This is a genomic window from Symbioplanes lichenis, from assembly GCF_030709675.1.
GTDB classification, from domain to species: Bacteria; Actinomycetota; Actinomycetes; order Mycobacteriales; family Micromonosporaceae; genus Actinoplanes; species Actinoplanes lichenis.
Genome location: NZ_JAUZQD010000010.1, coordinates 363,431 through 379,885, shown reverse-complemented (window position 1 = coordinate 379,885; position 16,455 = coordinate 363,431). Strand labels below are relative to the sequence as shown.

The 16,455-nt window shown below is 73.0% G+C and carries 15 protein-coding genes and 1 pseudogene; 7 read left to right on the top strand and 9 right to left on the bottom strand.

Annotation, left to right across the window (positions count from 1 at the left end; translation table 11 throughout):
• A pseudogene (locus RAN62_RS25465) lies at window positions 1-559 on the top strand (hypothetical protein); the annotation flags it as partial.
• A gap of 47 nt (window positions 560-606) precedes the next feature.
• Here the strand turns inward: RAN62_RS25465 and RAN62_RS25460 are convergent.
• The 6 genes from RAN62_RS25460 to RAN62_RS25435 form a co-directional block, all read right to left on the bottom strand.
• Complete coding sequence (locus RAN62_RS25460; protein ID WP_305787278.1) at window positions 607-1,902, bottom strand: serine hydrolase domain-containing protein; 1,296 nt, start codon at window positions 1,900-1,902, stop codon at window positions 607-609.
• A 26-nt stretch (window positions 1,903-1,928) separates the two neighbouring features.
• A complete protein-coding gene (locus tag RAN62_RS25455) occupies window positions 1,929-3,659 on the bottom strand; it encodes a GTP-binding protein (RefSeq protein WP_305787277.1) in 1,731 nt (576 codons plus the stop codon).
• 128 nt (window positions 3,660-3,787) lie between these two features.
• Entirely contained in the window at window positions 3,788-4,006 is a 219-nt protein-coding gene (locus tag RAN62_RS25450; RefSeq protein WP_305787276.1) for a ferredoxin, read from the bottom strand.
• Window positions 4,007-4,010: 4 nt separating this feature from the next.
• The gene (locus RAN62_RS25445; RefSeq protein WP_305787275.1) at window positions 4,011-5,219 is read right to left on the bottom strand and encodes a cytochrome P450; all 1,209 of its coding nucleotides are present in this window, start codon (window positions 5,217-5,219) and stop codon (window positions 4,011-4,013) included.
• A 24-nt stretch (window positions 5,220-5,243) separates the two neighbouring features.
• Complete coding sequence (locus RAN62_RS25440) at window positions 5,244-5,465, bottom strand: hypothetical protein (protein WP_305787274.1); 222 nt, start codon at window positions 5,463-5,465, stop codon at window positions 5,244-5,246.
• Between the two features lie 53 nt (window positions 5,466-5,518).
• On the bottom strand, window positions 5,519-6,949 hold the full coding sequence (locus tag RAN62_RS25435; protein WP_305787273.1) for a glycoside hydrolase family 76 protein: 1,431 nt from the start codon (window positions 6,947-6,949) through the stop codon (window positions 5,519-5,521).
• A gap of 130 nt (window positions 6,950-7,079) precedes the next feature.
• Between RAN62_RS25435 and RAN62_RS25430 the strand changes: the two genes are divergently transcribed.
• Window positions 7,080-7,925, top strand: coding sequence for an alpha/beta hydrolase family protein (locus RAN62_RS25430; protein WP_305787272.1), 846 nt, complete (start codon window positions 7,080-7,082; stop codon window positions 7,923-7,925).
• A complete protein-coding gene (locus RAN62_RS25425) occupies window positions 7,922-8,791 on the top strand; it encodes an LLM class flavin-dependent oxidoreductase (RefSeq protein WP_305787271.1) in 870 nt (289 codons plus the stop codon). The genes RAN62_RS25430 and RAN62_RS25425 overlap by 4 nt, the downstream gene beginning before the upstream one ends.
• A 15-nt stretch (window positions 8,792-8,806) precedes the next feature.
• On the opposite strand, the gene RAN62_RS25420 is transcribed toward RAN62_RS25425, so the two are convergent.
• Both RAN62_RS25420 and RAN62_RS25415 read right to left on the bottom strand, forming a co-directional pair.
• Window positions 8,807-9,403, bottom strand: coding sequence for a TetR/AcrR family transcriptional regulator (locus RAN62_RS25420; RefSeq protein WP_305787270.1), 597 nt, complete (start codon window positions 9,401-9,403; stop codon window positions 8,807-8,809).
• Window positions 9,404-9,420: 17 nt separating this feature from the next.
• Window positions 9,421-10,497, bottom strand: coding sequence for an aldo/keto reductase (locus tag RAN62_RS25415; RefSeq protein WP_305787269.1), 1,077 nt, complete (start codon window positions 10,495-10,497; stop codon window positions 9,421-9,423).
• A 69-nt stretch (window positions 10,498-10,566) separates the two neighbouring features.
• Between RAN62_RS25415 and RAN62_RS25410 the strand changes: the two genes are divergently transcribed.
• From RAN62_RS25410 to RAN62_RS25395, 4 genes are all read left to right on the top strand, one after another.
• A complete protein-coding gene (locus RAN62_RS25410) occupies window positions 10,567-11,286 on the top strand; it encodes a SprT-like domain-containing protein (RefSeq protein ID WP_305787268.1) in 720 nt (239 codons plus the stop codon).
• Window positions 11,283-11,585 (top strand): hypothetical protein, encoded by a 303-nt coding sequence (locus RAN62_RS25405; protein WP_305787267.1) that lies wholly within the window; start codon window positions 11,283-11,285, stop codon window positions 11,583-11,585. The genes RAN62_RS25410 and RAN62_RS25405 overlap by 4 nt, the downstream gene beginning before the upstream one ends.
• An 87-nt stretch (window positions 11,586-11,672) precedes the next feature.
• The gene (locus RAN62_RS25400) at window positions 11,673-15,719 is read left to right on the top strand and encodes a SpoIIE family protein phosphatase (RefSeq protein WP_305787266.1); all 4,047 of its coding nucleotides are present in this window, start codon (window positions 11,673-11,675) and stop codon (window positions 15,717-15,719) included.
• Window positions 15,716-16,000 (top strand): STAS domain-containing protein, encoded by a 285-nt coding sequence (locus RAN62_RS25395; protein ID WP_305787265.1) that lies wholly within the window; start codon window positions 15,716-15,718, stop codon window positions 15,998-16,000. Before RAN62_RS25400 ends, RAN62_RS25395 begins: the two co-directional genes overlap by 4 nt.
• A gap of 18 nt (window positions 16,001-16,018) precedes the next feature.
• Here RAN62_RS25395 and RAN62_RS25390 read toward each other — a convergent pair whose 3' ends face one another.
• Window positions 16,019-16,441, bottom strand: a complete 423-nt coding sequence (locus RAN62_RS25390) for a universal stress protein (RefSeq protein WP_305787264.1) — start codon at window positions 16,439-16,441, stop codon at window positions 16,019-16,021.
• Between the last annotated feature and the right edge of the window lie 14 nt (window positions 16,442-16,455).

Below are 16,455 nucleotides of genomic sequence, written 5' to 3'. Positions count from 1 at the left end.
ATCGATGCATTTCAAAGCCATGATGGGCGCGCTCGGCGCGGTGGCGGCGGCCGTGGCGGCGGTTTTCACGTTTCTCGCGAGTTCGGGAAAGGCCGAGAAACCGCCGCCGGCCGATCCGGGCGTCGCCATCGGCACGGTGAACGGTGACGTGCGGATCAACGAGCATCCGGCCCCGCCCCCGGCGACGAGCAGCCCGCCGCCCGAGGAACCGACCGGCGAGCCGACCGACGAGCCGACCGAGGAACCCGCCGAGGAGCCGACCGGCGAGCCGGAGGAGGAAAGCCCCGAACCGGAAAGCGCACCCACCGGCACCGGCGTCGTCATGGCCCCGCCGGGCTACACCAGCCTGACCGTTTTCAGCCGGCCGACCACCTTGTCCCCGCCGGCGGGCTCGGTCCCGGTCGGCAGCACGGTCACCATCGACTGCACCGTTCGCGGTCAGACGTGGATCGACGGCAACGGGAACCCCAGCAACCTGTGGAACCACGTGCCCGGCGGCTTCGTCCCCGACGCCATGATCGACACGGGGACCGGCGACCCCGTCGCCCCGCCCTGCTGACCCGTCGACACAGCGCCGCGTCGCTCGCGGAAGAAGCGCGCGAAAGCTCAGCCCGCGATCGCGTTGTGCACGGCGACCCGGTGCACGTCCGGGTTGGACCAGCTCCAGTTCGGGTGCGCCCGGTTGGTCAGCAGCACGACCACCATCCTCTTCGCGGGGACCACGAGCAGACTGGTCCCGGTGAAGCCGGTGTGCCCGAAACTCGTCGCCGACGCCAGCTTCCCCATGAACCACGGCTGGTTCATCTCGACCCCGAGACCATGGTCCGCCGTACGGTTCGGCCGGTCGGCGTCGATCGCCTTCTTGCCCTGGTTGACGTTGGTCAGCGCCCGCTTCAGCACGGCGGCGGAGAGCAACCGCCGCCCGTTGTACGTACCCCCGTCGAGCATCAGCTGACCGATGGCGGCCACGTCCTTGGCCGTCCCGAAGATGCCCGCGTGCCCCGCCACGCCGCCCAGATGGTTCGCCACGTCGTCGTGGACCGTGCCGCGCAGCAGCCCGCGCGACGTCCGCGCGTCCGTGGCGACCAGGCGCCCCTTGTCCTTGACCCACTTCAACGGCAGGAAGCCCGTGTCGGTCAGGCCCATCGGGGTGGTCAGGTTGTCGCGTACGGCCTTGTCGAGGCTCTTGCCGGTCAGCTTCTCCACCAGCCGGCCGAGCACCATCAGCCCCACGCTGGAGTATCGGAAGGTCGTCCCGGGCACGCCGCCCTTGACCAGCGGCGTGGCCATGACCGCCCGCCACCGGGCCGCGTTGTCGGGCAGCCCGGTGACCTTCGCGCCGACGGGCAGCGCCGACGTGTGCGCCAGCAATTGCGCCACGGTCACAGTGCCCTTGCCCGCGCCCGTGAAATCCGGCAAGTACTGGCGGACCGGCGCATCGAGCTCCACCTTGCCCTGGTCGACGAGCTGGAGCACGAGCAGCGCGGTGCAGACCTTGGTCAGCGAGGCGAGGTCGAAGATCGATCCGGTCCGCATGGCGACCCGCTGAGCGGCCGGCAACTCCACGGGCCCGGCCTTGTAGCGCACCGCGTGCCCCGCGGCGGCGTGCAATGTCGTCTTGCCGTCCACCTGGACGAGGGCGACCGCGCCCGCGTACCCGGGATGCTTGGGGTTGTCGGGTGTCGCCTTGAGGTATTTGCTCAGCACGCCGCGCACCTTGGCCGCATACGGCGGGGCGAGCGCCTCGGCCACCTCCCCGGGCACCGGCCGCGCTGCCGGCGTCGACCCCGGGGCCGGGCCGGCGGCGCCCGAGGGTGTCACCCAGGTCGGCGAGGCGCACCCGGCCGACCCGGCAACGGCGGACAATCCGGTCAGGAGGGCGGCACGGCGAGTGAACGGCACCGCAGCATGATGTCAGCTTCCGGCCCTCACGACGAGTACCGGTCGAAAACCGCCTCGAGCACCCCCTCACCGTGAGTGAGCCCGGGCAGCCGCCGCCGCAGCGTGTCGACGTGCTCGGACGGCATCTCGGCGACCAGCAGCGCCCGCCGCCCGCGCCCGTGCGTCTCGAGCGGCAGCCCGCCCAGCCCGCCGAGCACCGGCAGCACGGCGGCGACCGCGGCGGCGGGCAGGTCGAGTTCGACGCGGTGGATCGGATCGCAGACCCGGGTGCCGGCCCGGCGCAGCGCCTCGGCGACCACCACCCGCGTGAGCCGCCGGAAGTCACCCGCCGTGCTGCCGACGCTGTCGTAGCCACTGCGAGTCATGGTCACCCGGCAGTCGAGCACCCGCCACCCATGCGGCCCCGCCGCCAGCCCGTCGTGCACGGCCTGCCCGACGGCGGCGAAGAACGCGGCGGGCATCGAGCCCGGTTCGACGGCGAGGGTGAAGGCGGGCGCGCCCGGCTCCACGCGCAGGCCCACGGTGGCGAGCCACGGATTGTCCGCGGCGCCGATGATGCGCTCGTCCGCACCCGGCCCGGCGAGGCGCTCGGCCCGGATGGTGGCGGCCGGCTCGAAGCGGGCGCGGAGGCCGTACCCGGTGGTGAGGGTCTCGGTGATGACCTCCTGCTGGACCTCGCCGTAGAGGGTGACCGACAGCGGGTCGGGGGTCAGCCCGATCAGCGGGTCCTGATCGGCGAGCTGGGCCAGCGCGGCGTGCAGGTCGCCGAGCCGGGCCGGATCCTCCGGTACGACGACACTGCGCAGCGTGGGCGGCGGGAAGTGACCACCCGCGTCCGGGGCGCCGTCGCCCAGCGTGTCACCGATGCGGGCGCCGGTCAGGCCCCAGATCTTCGCGATGTGCCCGGCGGGCGCGGCCGCGGCCGGCGCGTCGAGCACCCGCAGACGGGTGACCTTGCCCTGGGCGAGCCGGTCGCGCACGCGCAGCGTCCCGGTCCTGATCCGCGCGTACGCGACCCGCCCGCCCCCGGCCTCGCGCTCCACCTTGAACACCGTGGCCGCCAGGGGCGCGCCGGCGTCCTCCGGTGCTCGTGGCAGCAAGGTCGTGATCGCGTGCGTGAGCCGGTCGATGCCCTCCCCGGTGAGCGCCGAGCCGCGGAACACGGGGTGCACGAGCCCGGCCCGCGTCTGCTCCGCCAGCGCCGCCCCCAGATCCGGGCGCCGCCCGTCCACGAGGTCTGCGAGCAGGGTGTCGTCGTGCCGGCTCAGCACGTCGGCCAGCTCCTCGGGCCGATCGCCGGCCACGGGGACGCCGAGCCGCTCGCCGAGCTGCCGCTCCACCTCACCGGGGCGCGCGCCGCGCCGGTCGGTCTTGTTGACGAAGACGAGCGCCGGGATGCGCAGCCGGCGCAACGCCCGCATCAGCACGTGCGTGTGCGCCTGGACGCCCTCCACCGCCGACACGACCAGCACGGCGCCGTCGAGCACCGACAGCACCCGGTCGACCTCGGCGACGAAGTCGGGGTGCCCGGGCGTGTCCAGCAGATTGACGGTGACGCCGTGCAGCGTGAACGAGGCGACGGCGGCGCGGATCGTGATGCCGCGGCGCCGTTCCATCTCCAGCGAGTCGGTCCGGGTGGTGCCGGCGTCGACCCGGCCGAGGGCGGGCAGCGCTCCGGCGTCGTAGAGCAGACGCTCGGTCAGGCTGGTCTTACCGGCGTCGACATGGGCGACGATGCCGAGGTTGAGCAGGGGCACGAAGCGATTCCTCCGACGAGACAGGCAGGACGGGCGGGAACACGCCTGTGGCTCGCATCGGAAACCTCTCCTTCGCCGGAAGAACGCCGCCATCGTGGAACGGCCGCGGGAACCGTGTCCACCGAATTTCAGAAGTCGACCGGCTCGCCGGTGGTGGCGTCGGTGAGCAGGATCGCCTCCATGGGGCAGGAGGCGGCGGCGTCGAGCACGGCCTCCCGCTCCTCGGTGACCTCCCGCAGCGGATGGGTGCGTCCGTCGTCGCCCAGGGCGAAATCGTCGCCCGCCAGCGCGAGGCACACCCCGGACGCGATGCAGTCCGGGGTCACCTCGACCCGCCAGGAGGTCACGGCGTCACCACCGCACCGGCAGCTCGTGCAGGCTGCGCACGATCATGCCGTTCTTGAAGCGCAGCTCCGCCACCGGCACGTCCACGCGCAGCCCGGGCAGCCGGGCGAGCAGCCCGCGCAGCGCCTCCTGCAGCTCCATCCGGGCCAGCTGCGCCCCGAGGCAGTGGTGCACGCCCGCCCCGAAGCCCAGGTGCGCGCCCGCGGACCGGGTCACGTCGAGGGTGTCGGGGTCGTCGAACAGCTGCGGGTCGCGGTTGGCGACGGTCATCAAGGGGACGACCGCCGACCCGGCCGGGATGCGGACGCCGGCCAGCTCGACCTCCTCCGTCGTCACGCGCACCAGGCCGCTGCCCTCGCCCAGCTGGACGAAGCGCATCAGCTCCTCGACGGCCTGCGGGATCGTCTCGGGCTGCGTGAGGAGCCGGTTCAGCTGCTCCGGGTTCTCGTGCAGCGTGAGCAGGAACATGTTGATCATGTTGGCGGTCGTCTCGTGCCCGGCGACGAGCACGGTCTGGCACAGCCGCACCAGCTCGTCCTCCGACAGCCGGTCCCGCTCGTCGCGGGCCTCGATCAGGGCGGTCATGAGATCGTCCGCGGGCTGCTCGCGCTTGGCGGCGATCAGCTTCCGGAAGTACGCGTCCAGCGCCGCGAACGCCCCGGCGATCCGCGCCGGGTCGGTCGTCACGTCGCCGAGCACCGCGTCGGACCACCCGTGGAAGACGTGCCGGTCCTCCGCCGGGACGCCGAGCAGCTCGCAGATCACCTGGACCGGCAGCGGCAGCGAGAAGTGCTCGACCAGGTCGACCGGCTGCGGCAGCGCCGTCAGCGCGTCGATCAGCTCCCCGACGATCTCCGCCGCCCGCGGCCGCAGCGCCTCGACCCGCCGCGCGGTGAAGGCGCCCGCCACGAGCCGGCGCAGGCGGGTGTGCTCGGGCGGGTCCAGGCCGAGGATCGAGCCCGTGGTGGCCTGGCCGAGGCCGGTGTCGGGCAGGTTGAGCTCGGGGTTGCTCGCCTCGGCGCGGCTGAACCGCGGGTCCACCAGCACCGTGCGCACGTCCTGATAGCGGGTGACGACCCAGCCCGTACGGCCGTCGGCCGTGCTGAACCGGGCGATCGGCTCGGACTTCTGCAGTGCGCTCAGCGTCGGCGACGGATGGAAGATCGACTCGGCCGGCGGGAACGGATAGGTCAGCGACTCGGGCAACGGAACCACCTCCGCCCGCCAAGCTATCGAAGTTTACCGATCAATGTGGACTGTCGCCGGCGCCGGATCGGGGCGGGCCAGCACGACGGCGCCGGCCAGGACGACGGCCGCGGCGAGGCTCAGCCCGGCGGTCGCCGTCGTGCGCCAGGCCCGGGACGGCAGCGCGGCGGCGGCGAGTGCCACCGCCATGAGCGCGACCGCCAGCCAGGCCACGGGCCGAAGGGGCAACGTCCCCCGCTTCAGCAGTCTCGGCATCGGGCCCGACACCAGGGCGCGACGTCAAGGCCGCCGAACATAGCGCGCGGGGACTACGGGGCCGCGTTCATCAGGTCGAGGGCGGAGTGCTGGCACGCGTGGGCGCTCGCCACGAACGGACCCGCCCAGTGGATGCCGTACTCGTCCAGGGCGTTGCGGTTCTTGCCGTAGGCGGAGTCGGCCTGCCGCTTCAGATAGGCGTTGTAGGCCCCGCCGGTCGCGGCGTTCAGCACGCCGAGCCCGCGGATGTACTCGCCCTTCCACGACGGCTGGTCGCCGGTGCAGCTGTCACCCTCGCCCGGCTCGTGCAGGATGCCGCCGACGTTCAGGGCGCCGTGCACTGTGGACGCGTCACCGATGCGGCGGGCGACGGTCAGGGCGTTGGCGTCCCCGGTGGCCTTGTTCAGCTGGACCAGGGCGTTCATCAACACCCCCGAGTTGTACGTCAGGGGCCCGCTCGCCCCGCGGCAGGTGCTCAGGTCGATCCGGTCGATGACGATGTTCTCGGACGTCAGCATGCCCGTGCCGGAGAACCACCTCCACCCCGCCGCCGCGCGGTTCTTGTACGTGGTGTCGCCCGCGATCCGCTGGCCGAGGGCGGCGTTGAGCTGGATGTAGAGGCTGTTGGCGATGGCCACCTTGGTCGTCCGGTCGGTCTTCCACCACACGCCGCCGCCACACGTGGTGTCCCAGTAGGCGTGCATGTGGTCGGCGTCCGCGCGGGCGGTGGTCAGATAGCGACTGTCGCCCGTCAGGTCGTAGGCGGCGACCCAGGCGAGGCCCCACCAGCCGGTGTCGTCGATGTACTCGTTGCGGAACTGGCCCTGATAGGCGTTGATCTGCCGGTCGTACGTGTTGGCGATCGCGTACTTGTAGCTGCCCATGCCCGAGACGCGGGCGTTGTCGATGATCGCGGTGAGCGCGTTGGCGCCGGTCCACCAGGCGTTGTCGTCGAACAGGCCGGTGCCCTGGTTGTAGCGCATCATGAGCGCGGTCGCCGCGGCGGTGCTGCGGCTGCCCGCGTTCCAGGTGCTGCGGGCCCAGGCGGTACAGGTGATTTCCGTACGGTCCCCGGCCTTCCCGCACGCCCGCAACGCCCCGACGCCCCGGTTCGCCCAGTCGTCCACGTTGAACATGAGTGTGCGCGTGCCCGTCGCCGCCGCGGGGATCACCGCGTTGCCCAGCCGGCTGCCGCTTCCCCACGTGCGCCCGCCGTCGAACGACCGGTCGAGCCACACCTCGTCGCCGGCCTGCCCGCCCGCGACCGTGGCCCACGCCATCGCGTCGGGATCGTTGAGATGCAGCACGAACGTCCGCCCGTACAGGGAACTGCTGACCGGTTGCCGGTCGCCCGCGGCCAGGGCGGCGTCACGCCCGTCACAGAATTTGTTGCAGATCCCGGCCGCGGCAACGGCGGGAGCCTGCACCGCGAGTGCCGCGGTCATGGCGGCCACCAGGGCCGCCGCTCGCCTACGCATCGACATGCGTCACATTGTGCGCGCCCCGGCCGCACTTGTTAACAAAGTTGCCCTTTTTTACGTGACCTTGCGAAGCGGAGCACTGCTCCGTATGTTTGATGCGGAGCGATGTTCCGCTTATTTCGCGAGGAGAACCATGTCCGTCATCTCTGTCAGCCCGGTCGTCCTGTCCGCCCCCGAGCGCGGCGACGACCTTCAGGTCCGCGTCTCCGCCCCGCTGAGCGGCGACGACCTGCCCGTCATCGTCTTCTCGCACGGCTTCGGCGAGTCGATGCGCGGCTACGCCCCGCTGGTCGACCACTGGACCGCGGCCGGCTTCGTCGTCGTGCAGCCCACGCACCTCGACTCCCGCACCCTGAACGTCACCCCGGACGACCCCCGCTACCCGGAGATCTGGCGCTTCCGCGACGCCGACCTGCGCCGCGTCCTCGACGACCTCGACACCCTGCTGGCCGCCGTGCCGGGCCTGGCCGGACGGGTCGACCGCGACCGCATCGCCGTGGCCGGCCACTCCTGGGGCGCCACGACCGCGAGTGCCCTGCTCGGTGCCACGGTCGTCGGCGACGACAGCCTCCCGGGCGCCGATCCCCGGGTGAAGGCGGGCGTGCTCTTGGCCGTCGCCGGCCTCGGCGGGGCCGACCTGAGCCCCTTCGCCGCCGAGCACTTCGCCTTCATGAGCCCCGACTTCACGGCCATGACCGCCCCGGCCCTGATCGTGGCGGGCGACGCCGACCAGTCCGCGCTGACCGTCCGCAAGCCCGACTGGTGGACCGACGCCTACCACCTGAGCCCGGCGCCGAAGACGCTGCTCACCCTTTTCGGCGGGGAGCACTCCCTGGGCGGCATCACCGGCTACCACAGCACCGAGACCACCGACGAGGACCCGGCCCGCGTGGCGGCGGTTCAGCGGGTGTCGACGGCGTTCCTGCTCGGCTCGCCCCTGAGCGTCGACCCGGCCGCCGGGCAACTGGAGTCCAAGTGACGGCCAGCTTCGGCATCATGACCGCGCCGCAGCAGGTGAGCTACGCGGACGTGCACCGGGTGTGGCACGAGGCGGACGGCGTCCCGGAGATCGGGCACGCGTGGCTCTTCGACCACCTGCTGCCGATCGGCGGCCCCCTCGACGGCCCGATCCTCGAGGGCTGGACCCTGCTGGCGGCGCTGGCGGCCCGGACGTCGCGGCTGCGCCTGGGCCTGATGGTGACCAGCAACCGGATCCGGCCGCCCGCCCTGCTGGCCAAGATGGCGACGACCGTCGACATCGTGTCCGGCGGCCGGCTCGACTTCGGGATCGGCGCCGGCTCGCGCACCGACATCCCCTGGGCCCGCCGGGAGTACGACGCCCACGGCCTGCCCTATCACGACGCGGCCCACGCGGCCGGCAGCCTCGCCGAGTCGCTGACCATCGTCCGGCGGCTGTGGACGTCGGCCGAGCCGTTCGACTTCTCCGGCGAGTATCACCGGCTCACCGGGGCGATCGGCCACCCGAAACCGGTCCAGCGGCCGCACCCGCCGATCGTCGTGGGCGGGCGCTCGGCCCAAGTGCTGCGGATCGTCGCCGAGCACGCGGACGTCTGGAACATCCCGGGCGGTGACCTGCCCGACGCGGTCGGCCGGAGCAGGCTGCTCGACCGCTACTGCGCGGAGATCGGCCGGGACCCGGCGGAGATCACGCGGTCGATCCACCTCGGGGTCGCGTACGACAATCCGGCCGCCACCCGGGACGCGGCCGCCGCGGCGATCGAAGCCGGGTTCACGCACCTCGTCCTGGGTCTGCCCGCGCCGTGGCCGGCCGGCGTCGCCCAGTGGGTGGCGGACGAGATCATCCGCCCGGTCGCCGCCGCCTGATCTCGCCGAGTGCCGTCACGACCAGGCGCGCAGCATGGTCAGCGCGCCGTCGAGGGCGGCCTCGAGCGGCTCGATGTCGTCCTGCGACTGCATGACGAGCAGCCCGCCCTGCAGCGTGGCGAAGGTGGCCAGCGCCAGCCGGTCGGGGTCGGCCTCCGGGCGCAGCAGGCCCCGGTCGCGCATCGTGCGCAGGCCGGCGGCGAGCTGCTCGCGCCACCGGTCGGCGTGGGCGGCGATCTCGGCGGCCAGGGCGGGGTCGGTGGGCGCGACGTCGTTGACCAGGGCGCTGACCGAGCAGTACTTGTGGGTCAGCCCGCGGTAGTAGGTGACGACGGCGTCGCGCCAGGACTGCCAGGCCGCCCAGGAGTCGAGCCGGTCGAGCCACGGCTCCTGGGCCGCCATGACCCGGCCGTTCTGGAAGGCGGCGATGGCGCCGACGAGCTCGCTCTTGCCGCCCGGGAAATAGTGGAAGAGCTGGCTCTTGCTGGTGCCGGTGCCGGCCCGGATCTCGTCGAGGGTCATGCCGGCGACCCCGCGGTCGAGGATCAGGTCGGTGGCCGCCCGTACGATCCGCTCCCGGGTCGCCGCGCCCTTCGCCGTCAGCCCCGTCATGCGGCTCACGCTAACAATCAGGCCGCGTTGAGCACGGGCGGGGCATAGCCGGCGGGCTTGTCGCCGATGGACAGACCGGGGCTGACGATCCACGACTGGTACTCCGGGGTGAACATGGAGTAGGGCGCGGGCAGCGGCACGGCGCTCGCCTCGTCGAGCCGGCGGCGGGCGTCGGCGGGTAGCTCGAAGTCCAGCGCGGCCAGGGTGCCGCCGAGCTGGTCGGCGCTGCTCGCCCCGACGACGGCCGCGGCGACCCCGGGCCGGGTGACGACCCAGTTGAGGGCCACCCGGGCGACCGGCTGACCGAGGTCGGCGGCCACGGCCTCCAGCGCCTCGAGCACCGCCCACTCCCGGTCGCCGATCGGCACGCCCGCGTCGCCCAGCCGGCCCGGGCCGCTGCCGTCACGGCGGTATTTGCCGGTGAGCAGGCCGCCGCCGAGCGGGCTCCACGCGGTGAGGCCGAGACCCAGCGACTGCGCCATCGGGACGAACTCCGGCTCGACGGCCCGGTTGACCAGCGAGTACGGCAGCTGGACGGTGATCATCGGGGCCAGGCCGTGGGCCTCGGCGTAGCTCTGGGCGCGGGCGGCGTACCAGGCGGGCACGTCGGACAGGCCGGCGTAACGGATCTTCCCGGCGCGGACGAGATCGTCGAAGGTTCGCACCACCTCCTCGACCGGCGTGATCCGGTCCCAGGTGTGCAGCAGGTAGACGTCGAGGTGGTCGGTGCCGAGCCGGCGCAGCGACGCCTCCAGCGCGCGGATCATGTGCTTGCGGCCGTTGCCGCCCGCGTTGGGGTCGGCGGGGTCCACCGTGTTGGTGAACTTGCTGGTCAGCACCAGGCGGTTCCGGTTGCCGGCCCGGGCGATCAGCCGGCCGAGCATGCGCTCGCTCTCCCCCGCCGTGTAGAAGTCGGCGGTGTCGATGAAGTTGCCGCCCGCCTCGACGTAGCGGTGGAAGATCGGCGCGGCCTCCTCCTCCGGCTTGCCGTAGGCCGCGTGGAAGCCGCCCACGCCGAAGTTCATGGTGCCGAGGGCCAGACGGCTCACGCGCAGACCGGATCGGCCGAGCAGGAAGTAATCATTGGACTTCATGGTCCAGACTTTGCCACGCCGCGTCTGGACCGACAAGTCCATTCTTATGTGACGTGGCACCATCGTCGGGTGGATCTGATCTCGGCGCGGGAGCTCGCGTACGGACTCATGGCGCGGCACCGGCTCACCGGGTGGCGCCTGGTGTTCGACAACGCCAAGACGCGGGCGGGGGTGTGCCGCTCCGACCGCAAGGAGATCGGGCTGTCCCGGGCGCTGACCGAGATCTATTCGGAGGAGCAGGTCCGCGACACCGTGCTGCACGAGATCGCGCACGCGCTGGCCGGCCCGAAGCACGGGCACGACCGGGTGTGGCGGGCGACCGCGCAGCGCATCGGCTGTTCGGGGACGCGGTGCGTGCCCGGGGACGCGCCCCGGGTGGAGGGCGGCTTCGTCGGGACGTGCGCGGCGGGGCACCGTACGACCGCGCATCGCCGGCCCGTCCGGGTGCGTTCCTGCCCGTCGTGCTCGCCCACCTTCGACCCGGCCGCGATCTACACCTGGACGCGGGACGGGGAGCCGGCCCCGATGCACCCCCGCTACGAGGCCGAGCTGGCCCGCCTGCGTGACCCCCGGGTCGCCGCCGTGACCGAGAGCGTTCCGTTGCGCGTCGGCGACGAGGTGCGGCTGACCGTGGCCGGCAAGTACGAGGGGCTGCGCGGGACGATCGTCAAGCGCGGCCGCACCCGCTATCACGTGAAGACGCGGGCCGGCCTGCTGACCGTTTCCTTTCAGGGTGTGCGCCCCGGTTACGATCTGGGCTCGCGTCGGGAAGGGGCCGGACCAGCATGACGAGCGCGTTGCGGGCACTGCGATGGTATGCGGGGCTGGCCCTGGTGTTCTTCGGCCTGCTGCCCGTGGTGATGATCACGTTGCTGGTGTCGCGGGGCAACACGCCCGGCTCGGTCGGCCTGCTGCTGATCGGCGGCATCCCGCTGGTGCTGGCGGGATTGATCAGCGCCGTGCGGGGCATGACGGACCCCGACCCGGAGCGGGCGACCCGGCGGCTGCACCTGAGCATGGCCTTCGTGGCCGGCGCGGACGTCCTGCTCCTGGGGGGCAATGCCCTGATCCGCATGGCTTCGTCCTGACCGTCCCCCTGGGGTGGCCCGGACGAGGGACCCTGCCGGGCGGGGCCGACGAGCGCGAGTCGCGGGAAACGGGGAGAATCCCATCCGATGAACGAAGGTGATTTCGCAGCGGGGCGGGCGCCGGTCGCCGAGGTGTTCGCCGCCGACGGCGATGTGGGCCGCGATCTGGCCGCCGTGCGCTGGGAGGCGACGCCGCTCGGGCCGCCCGAGGGCTGGCCGCAGAGCCTGCGCACCGCCGTCAGCATCCTGCTGAGCTCGCGGTTTCCCATGTGGATGGCGTGGGGCCCGGAGCTGACCTTCTTCTGCAACGCCGCCTATCGCCACGACACGCTGGGCCGCAAGTACCCGTGGGCGCTGGGCCGCCCGGCCACCGAGGTGTGGGCCGAGATCTGGGGCGACATCGGCCCGCGCATCGAGACCGTGCTGCGCACCGGCCACGCCACCTGGGACGAGGCGCTGCTGCTCTTCGTCGGGCGGTCGGGCTACTCCGAGGAGAGCTACCACACCTTCTCCTACAGCCCGCTGCGCGACGACGAGGGCAGCGTGGTCGGCATGCTCTGCGTGGTCAGCGAGGACACCGAGCGGGTGCTGGGCGAGCGGCGCATGGCCACCCTGCGCGACCTCGGCTCCGACCCCAGCGCCATCCGTACGGAACAGCAGATGCTCACCTTCGCGGGCACGCAGCTCGACCGCAACCGCAAGGACCTGCCGTTCACGCTGACCTACCTGGCCGACGGCGAGGAGGCCCGGCTGGCGGCCGTCACGGGCATCGATCCGACCCATCCGGCCACCGCGCACAAATGGCCCGCGACCGGCGGCATCGTGGAGCTGGACGGCCTGAGCGGCGAGCTGCCGTCCGGCGACTGGTCCGAGCCGCCGACCCAGGCGCTGGTGCTGCCGCTGCTGCAACAGGGCGGCAGCCCGTACGGGTTCATGGTGGCCGCGCTCAACCGCTACCGCGCGCTCGACGAGTCGTACCGGGGCTTCCTCGAGCTCGCCGCCGGTCACGTGGCGGCGGGCATCGCCAGCGCGCGCAGCTACGAGGCGCAGCAGCGGCGGGCCGAGGAGCTGGCCGAGCTCGACCGGGCCAAGACGGCGTTCTTCTCCAACATCAGCCACGAGTTCCGGACCCCGCTGACCCTGATCATGGGCCCGGTGGAGGAGCTGCTCACCCGGCGCGACGTCGGCGACGAGGGCGTCCGGGCCGAGCTCGACGTCATCCAGCGCAACGCGCTGCGGCTGGGCAAGCTGGTCAACACGCTGCTCGACTTCTCGCGGCTCGAGGCCGGCCGGATGCGGGCCAGCTACGAGCCGGTCGACCTGGCCGCCGCCACCGCCGAGCTGGCCGGCGTCTTCCGCTCCGCCGTCGAGCGGGCCGGGCTGACCTTCGACGTGCACTGCCCGCCGCTGGCCCGGCCGGTGCGGCTCGACCACGAGATGTGGGAGAAGGTGATCCTCAACCTGCTCAGCAACGCGCTCAAGTTCACGTTCACCGGCGGCGTCCGGGTCACCGTCGCCGAGGTGGACGGCGAGGCGCTGGTCACCGTGGCCGATACCGGCATCGGCGTCCCGGCGCCGGAGATGCCCCGGCTCTTCGAGCGCTTCCACCGCATCGAGAACGCCCGCTCGCGTTCCAACGAGGGCAGCGGCATCGGCCTCGCCCTGGTCAAGGAGCTGGTCGAGCTGCAGGGCGGCAGCATCGCGGCGGAGAGCGAGGAGGGCCGCGGCACGACGTTCACGATCCGCCTTCCCTTCGCGGCGGGGCATGTGCCCACCTCCTCCGAACCGCTGGTCTCCACCACCGCCGAGCCCTTCCTGCAGGAAGCCCTGCGCTGGCTGCCCGGGGTCGACGACGTGGTGGACGCCCCGGCGCCGGTCTCGTCCCCGGCCCAGGTGCTGGTCGCCGACGACAACGCGGACATGCGCGACTATCTGACCCGGCTGCTGCGCTCCTCGGGCCACCGGGTCGAGGCGGTCGGCGACGGTCAGGCGGCCCTCGAGCACGCCCGGCGGCAGCCGCCGGACCTGATCGTCAGCGACGTGATGATGCCCCGGCTCGACGGGTTGCAGCTGGTCGCCGCGCTGCGGGCCGACCCCCGGACGGCGAGCACGCCCGTGCTGCTGCTCTCCGCCCGCGCCGGCGAGGAGGCGTCGATCGAGGGGCTGGAGGCGGGCGCCGACGACTACCTGGTCAAGCCGTTCTCGTCGGCCGAGCTGCTGGCCCGCGTACGGGCGAATGTGGAGTTGTCCCGCCTGCGCAACCATCACGCCCGCTGGCGCACCGCGCTGATCGACTCCCTGCAGGAGGCGTTCTTCGTCTGCGACGAGGACGGCGCGGTCATCGAGATCAATTCCACCTTCGCCGACATCCTGGGGTACGGGCCGGAGGGCCTGCCCTACGCGGCGGTGCACCCGTGGTGGCCCGACCGGACGGCCGACCCCGAGGGGCACCAGGAGGTGGCCGACGCGTTCGCGCTGCTGACCGAGCGGTCCCGCGGCACCTACACGATCCCGGTCGTCCACCGCGACGGGCACCGGCTCTGGGTGGCGGCCGCCTTCAACCAGGTCGCCGACCCCGACACCGGGCGCCGCGTGGTCGTCGGCACGTTCCGCGACGTCACCGACGAGCACTACGCGGTGCAGCGGGAGTCGGCGCTGGCGGCGGTGAGCGTGCGGCTGTCCCAGGCCGACAGCGTGTCCGGCGCCCTCACCGGGGTGCTGCTCGAGCTGCGGGAGTTGTGGCAGGCCACCGAGGTGTACGCGGCCGTGTTCGACGGCACCGGAACGCCCGCCCTGGCCAGCACCGATCCGGGCTCGCTCGCGTCCGGGCCGCCTCCGGCGCTGCTGGCCGTACGGGATCAGCCGTTGCTGACCCCGGCCGCGCCGCAGTCCGGCGGCGCGGGCATCGCGCTGGAGCACCCGGACGGGACGCTGGGCCTGTGGATCCAGCTGGCCGAGAACAGGCCCTTCACCGAGCAGGACCGGACGCTGCTGGCGCTGCTCGCCGGGCACCTGGGCCAGGGCCTGCACCGGCTGCACCAGATCGACCAGCAGCGCGAGACCGCCCTGGCCCTGCAGCGGGCGATCCTCGGCCCGGCCCAGCTGCCCGACGGGTTCGCCGTCCGCTACGCCCCCGCGACGCGCCCGCTCAAGGTCGGCGGCGACTGGTACGACATCGTGCCGCTCGCCGACCACCGCATCGGCATCGTCGTCGGCGACTGCGTGGGGCACGGCCTGCAGGCGGCGACGGTCATGGGCCAGCTGCGCAGTGCCTGCCGCGCGCTGCTGCTGCAGAACACCGACCCGGCCCAGACGCTGACGGCCCTCGACAGCTTCGCCGCCCAGCTGCCCGGCGCCTCCTGCGCGACCGTCTTCTGCGGCGTGCTCGACGCGGACACCGGCGAGCTCAGCTACGCCAGCGCGGGTCACCCGCCGGCCATCGTCGCCCATCCGGGCGGCGGCACCGATCTGCTCGACCAGGGCCGCTCCCGTCCCCTCGGGGTCCCCGCCCGCCGCGACCGCCCGGAGGCGCGCTACACCATGCCCCCACGCGCCACGCTGCTGCTCTACACCGACGGCCTGGTCGAGCGGCGCAAGCAGCCCCTCACCCACGGCATCGAGCAGGTGACCGCGGCGGTCCAGCAGGGCCGGGCGGCCGAGCTCGAGGAGCTGGCCACCGACGTCATGGACCACATGGCCCCGGCCGGCGGCTACGACGACGACGTGGCCCTGCTGCTCTATCGCCACCCCGGTCCGCTGCAGTTCAGCTTCCCCGCCGAGCCGGGCCGCCTCGCCCAGGCCCGCTCGGCCCTGCGCAGCTGGCTCGCCCTCTGCGGCATCGACACCCTGACCGCCCAGAACGTCCTCGTCGCCGCGGGCGAGGCCTGCGCCAACGCCATCGAGCACGGTCACCGCCACGGCCCCGAGGGCAGCATCCTGCTCCACGCCGCCGCCACCGCCGACGACCTGCACCTCACCATCACCGACAGCGGCCGCTGGAAAACCCCGCAACCCGAGGCCAACCCCCACCGCGGCCGCGGCTTCACCCTGATGCGCGCCCTCATGAACGAAGTCACCGTCACGACCCGCGCCGACGGCACCGTCGTCGGCATGTCCGCGAGGATCACCCAATGAGCACAGCCCTGACGCTCACCACCGGCCCCGCCCGCCTCACCGCCGCCGGCGAGATCGACATGAGCAACGCCGCCGCCTTCGCCGCGGCCCTGGCCGAGGCCCGCGGCACTCAACCGGGCGAGCCGCTCACCGTGGACCTGACCGACGTCGAATACATCGACAGCGCCGGCCTGGCCGCCCTCTTCCCCCACGCCGACCACCTGCGCCTGGTCGCCACTCCCCTGCTGGCCCCGGTCCTGACCGTCGCCGGCCTCGACGACCTGACCACCATCCGCGGCTGAGGCTCCCCGGCGCCCTGGTCAGGGGACGACGGTCACGGGCCAGCGGCCGCAGCGGACCAGCTTGACGGAGACCGAGCCAGCGACGCGGTGGAGCATCTTGGTGGAGCGGCCGACGATCACGGCGTCGGCCTGGATCTGCTCGGCGACGGCGGCCAGTTCGGCGTACGGCTCGCCCGTGCGCACGAGCAGCTGCGCGTCAACCAGGAGCTGGGGGACGTACGTGGTGAAGGCGTCCCGTAGCTCCTGCTCCACCGCCTCCTGCGCGTCGACCAGCGTCGCGACCCCGGCGCCGCCTCCGTCGACCAGCGGGAGCAGTGCCGACGGGCGCGCGCGCACGTAGACGGCGACCAGGCGGCCGTGCTGGCGGCGGGCCAGGCCGACCGCGTAGGCGCCGGCTCGCATGGACGACGTGGATCCGTCGACGCCCACGAGGATGTTCACTCCCGCTCCCGCCT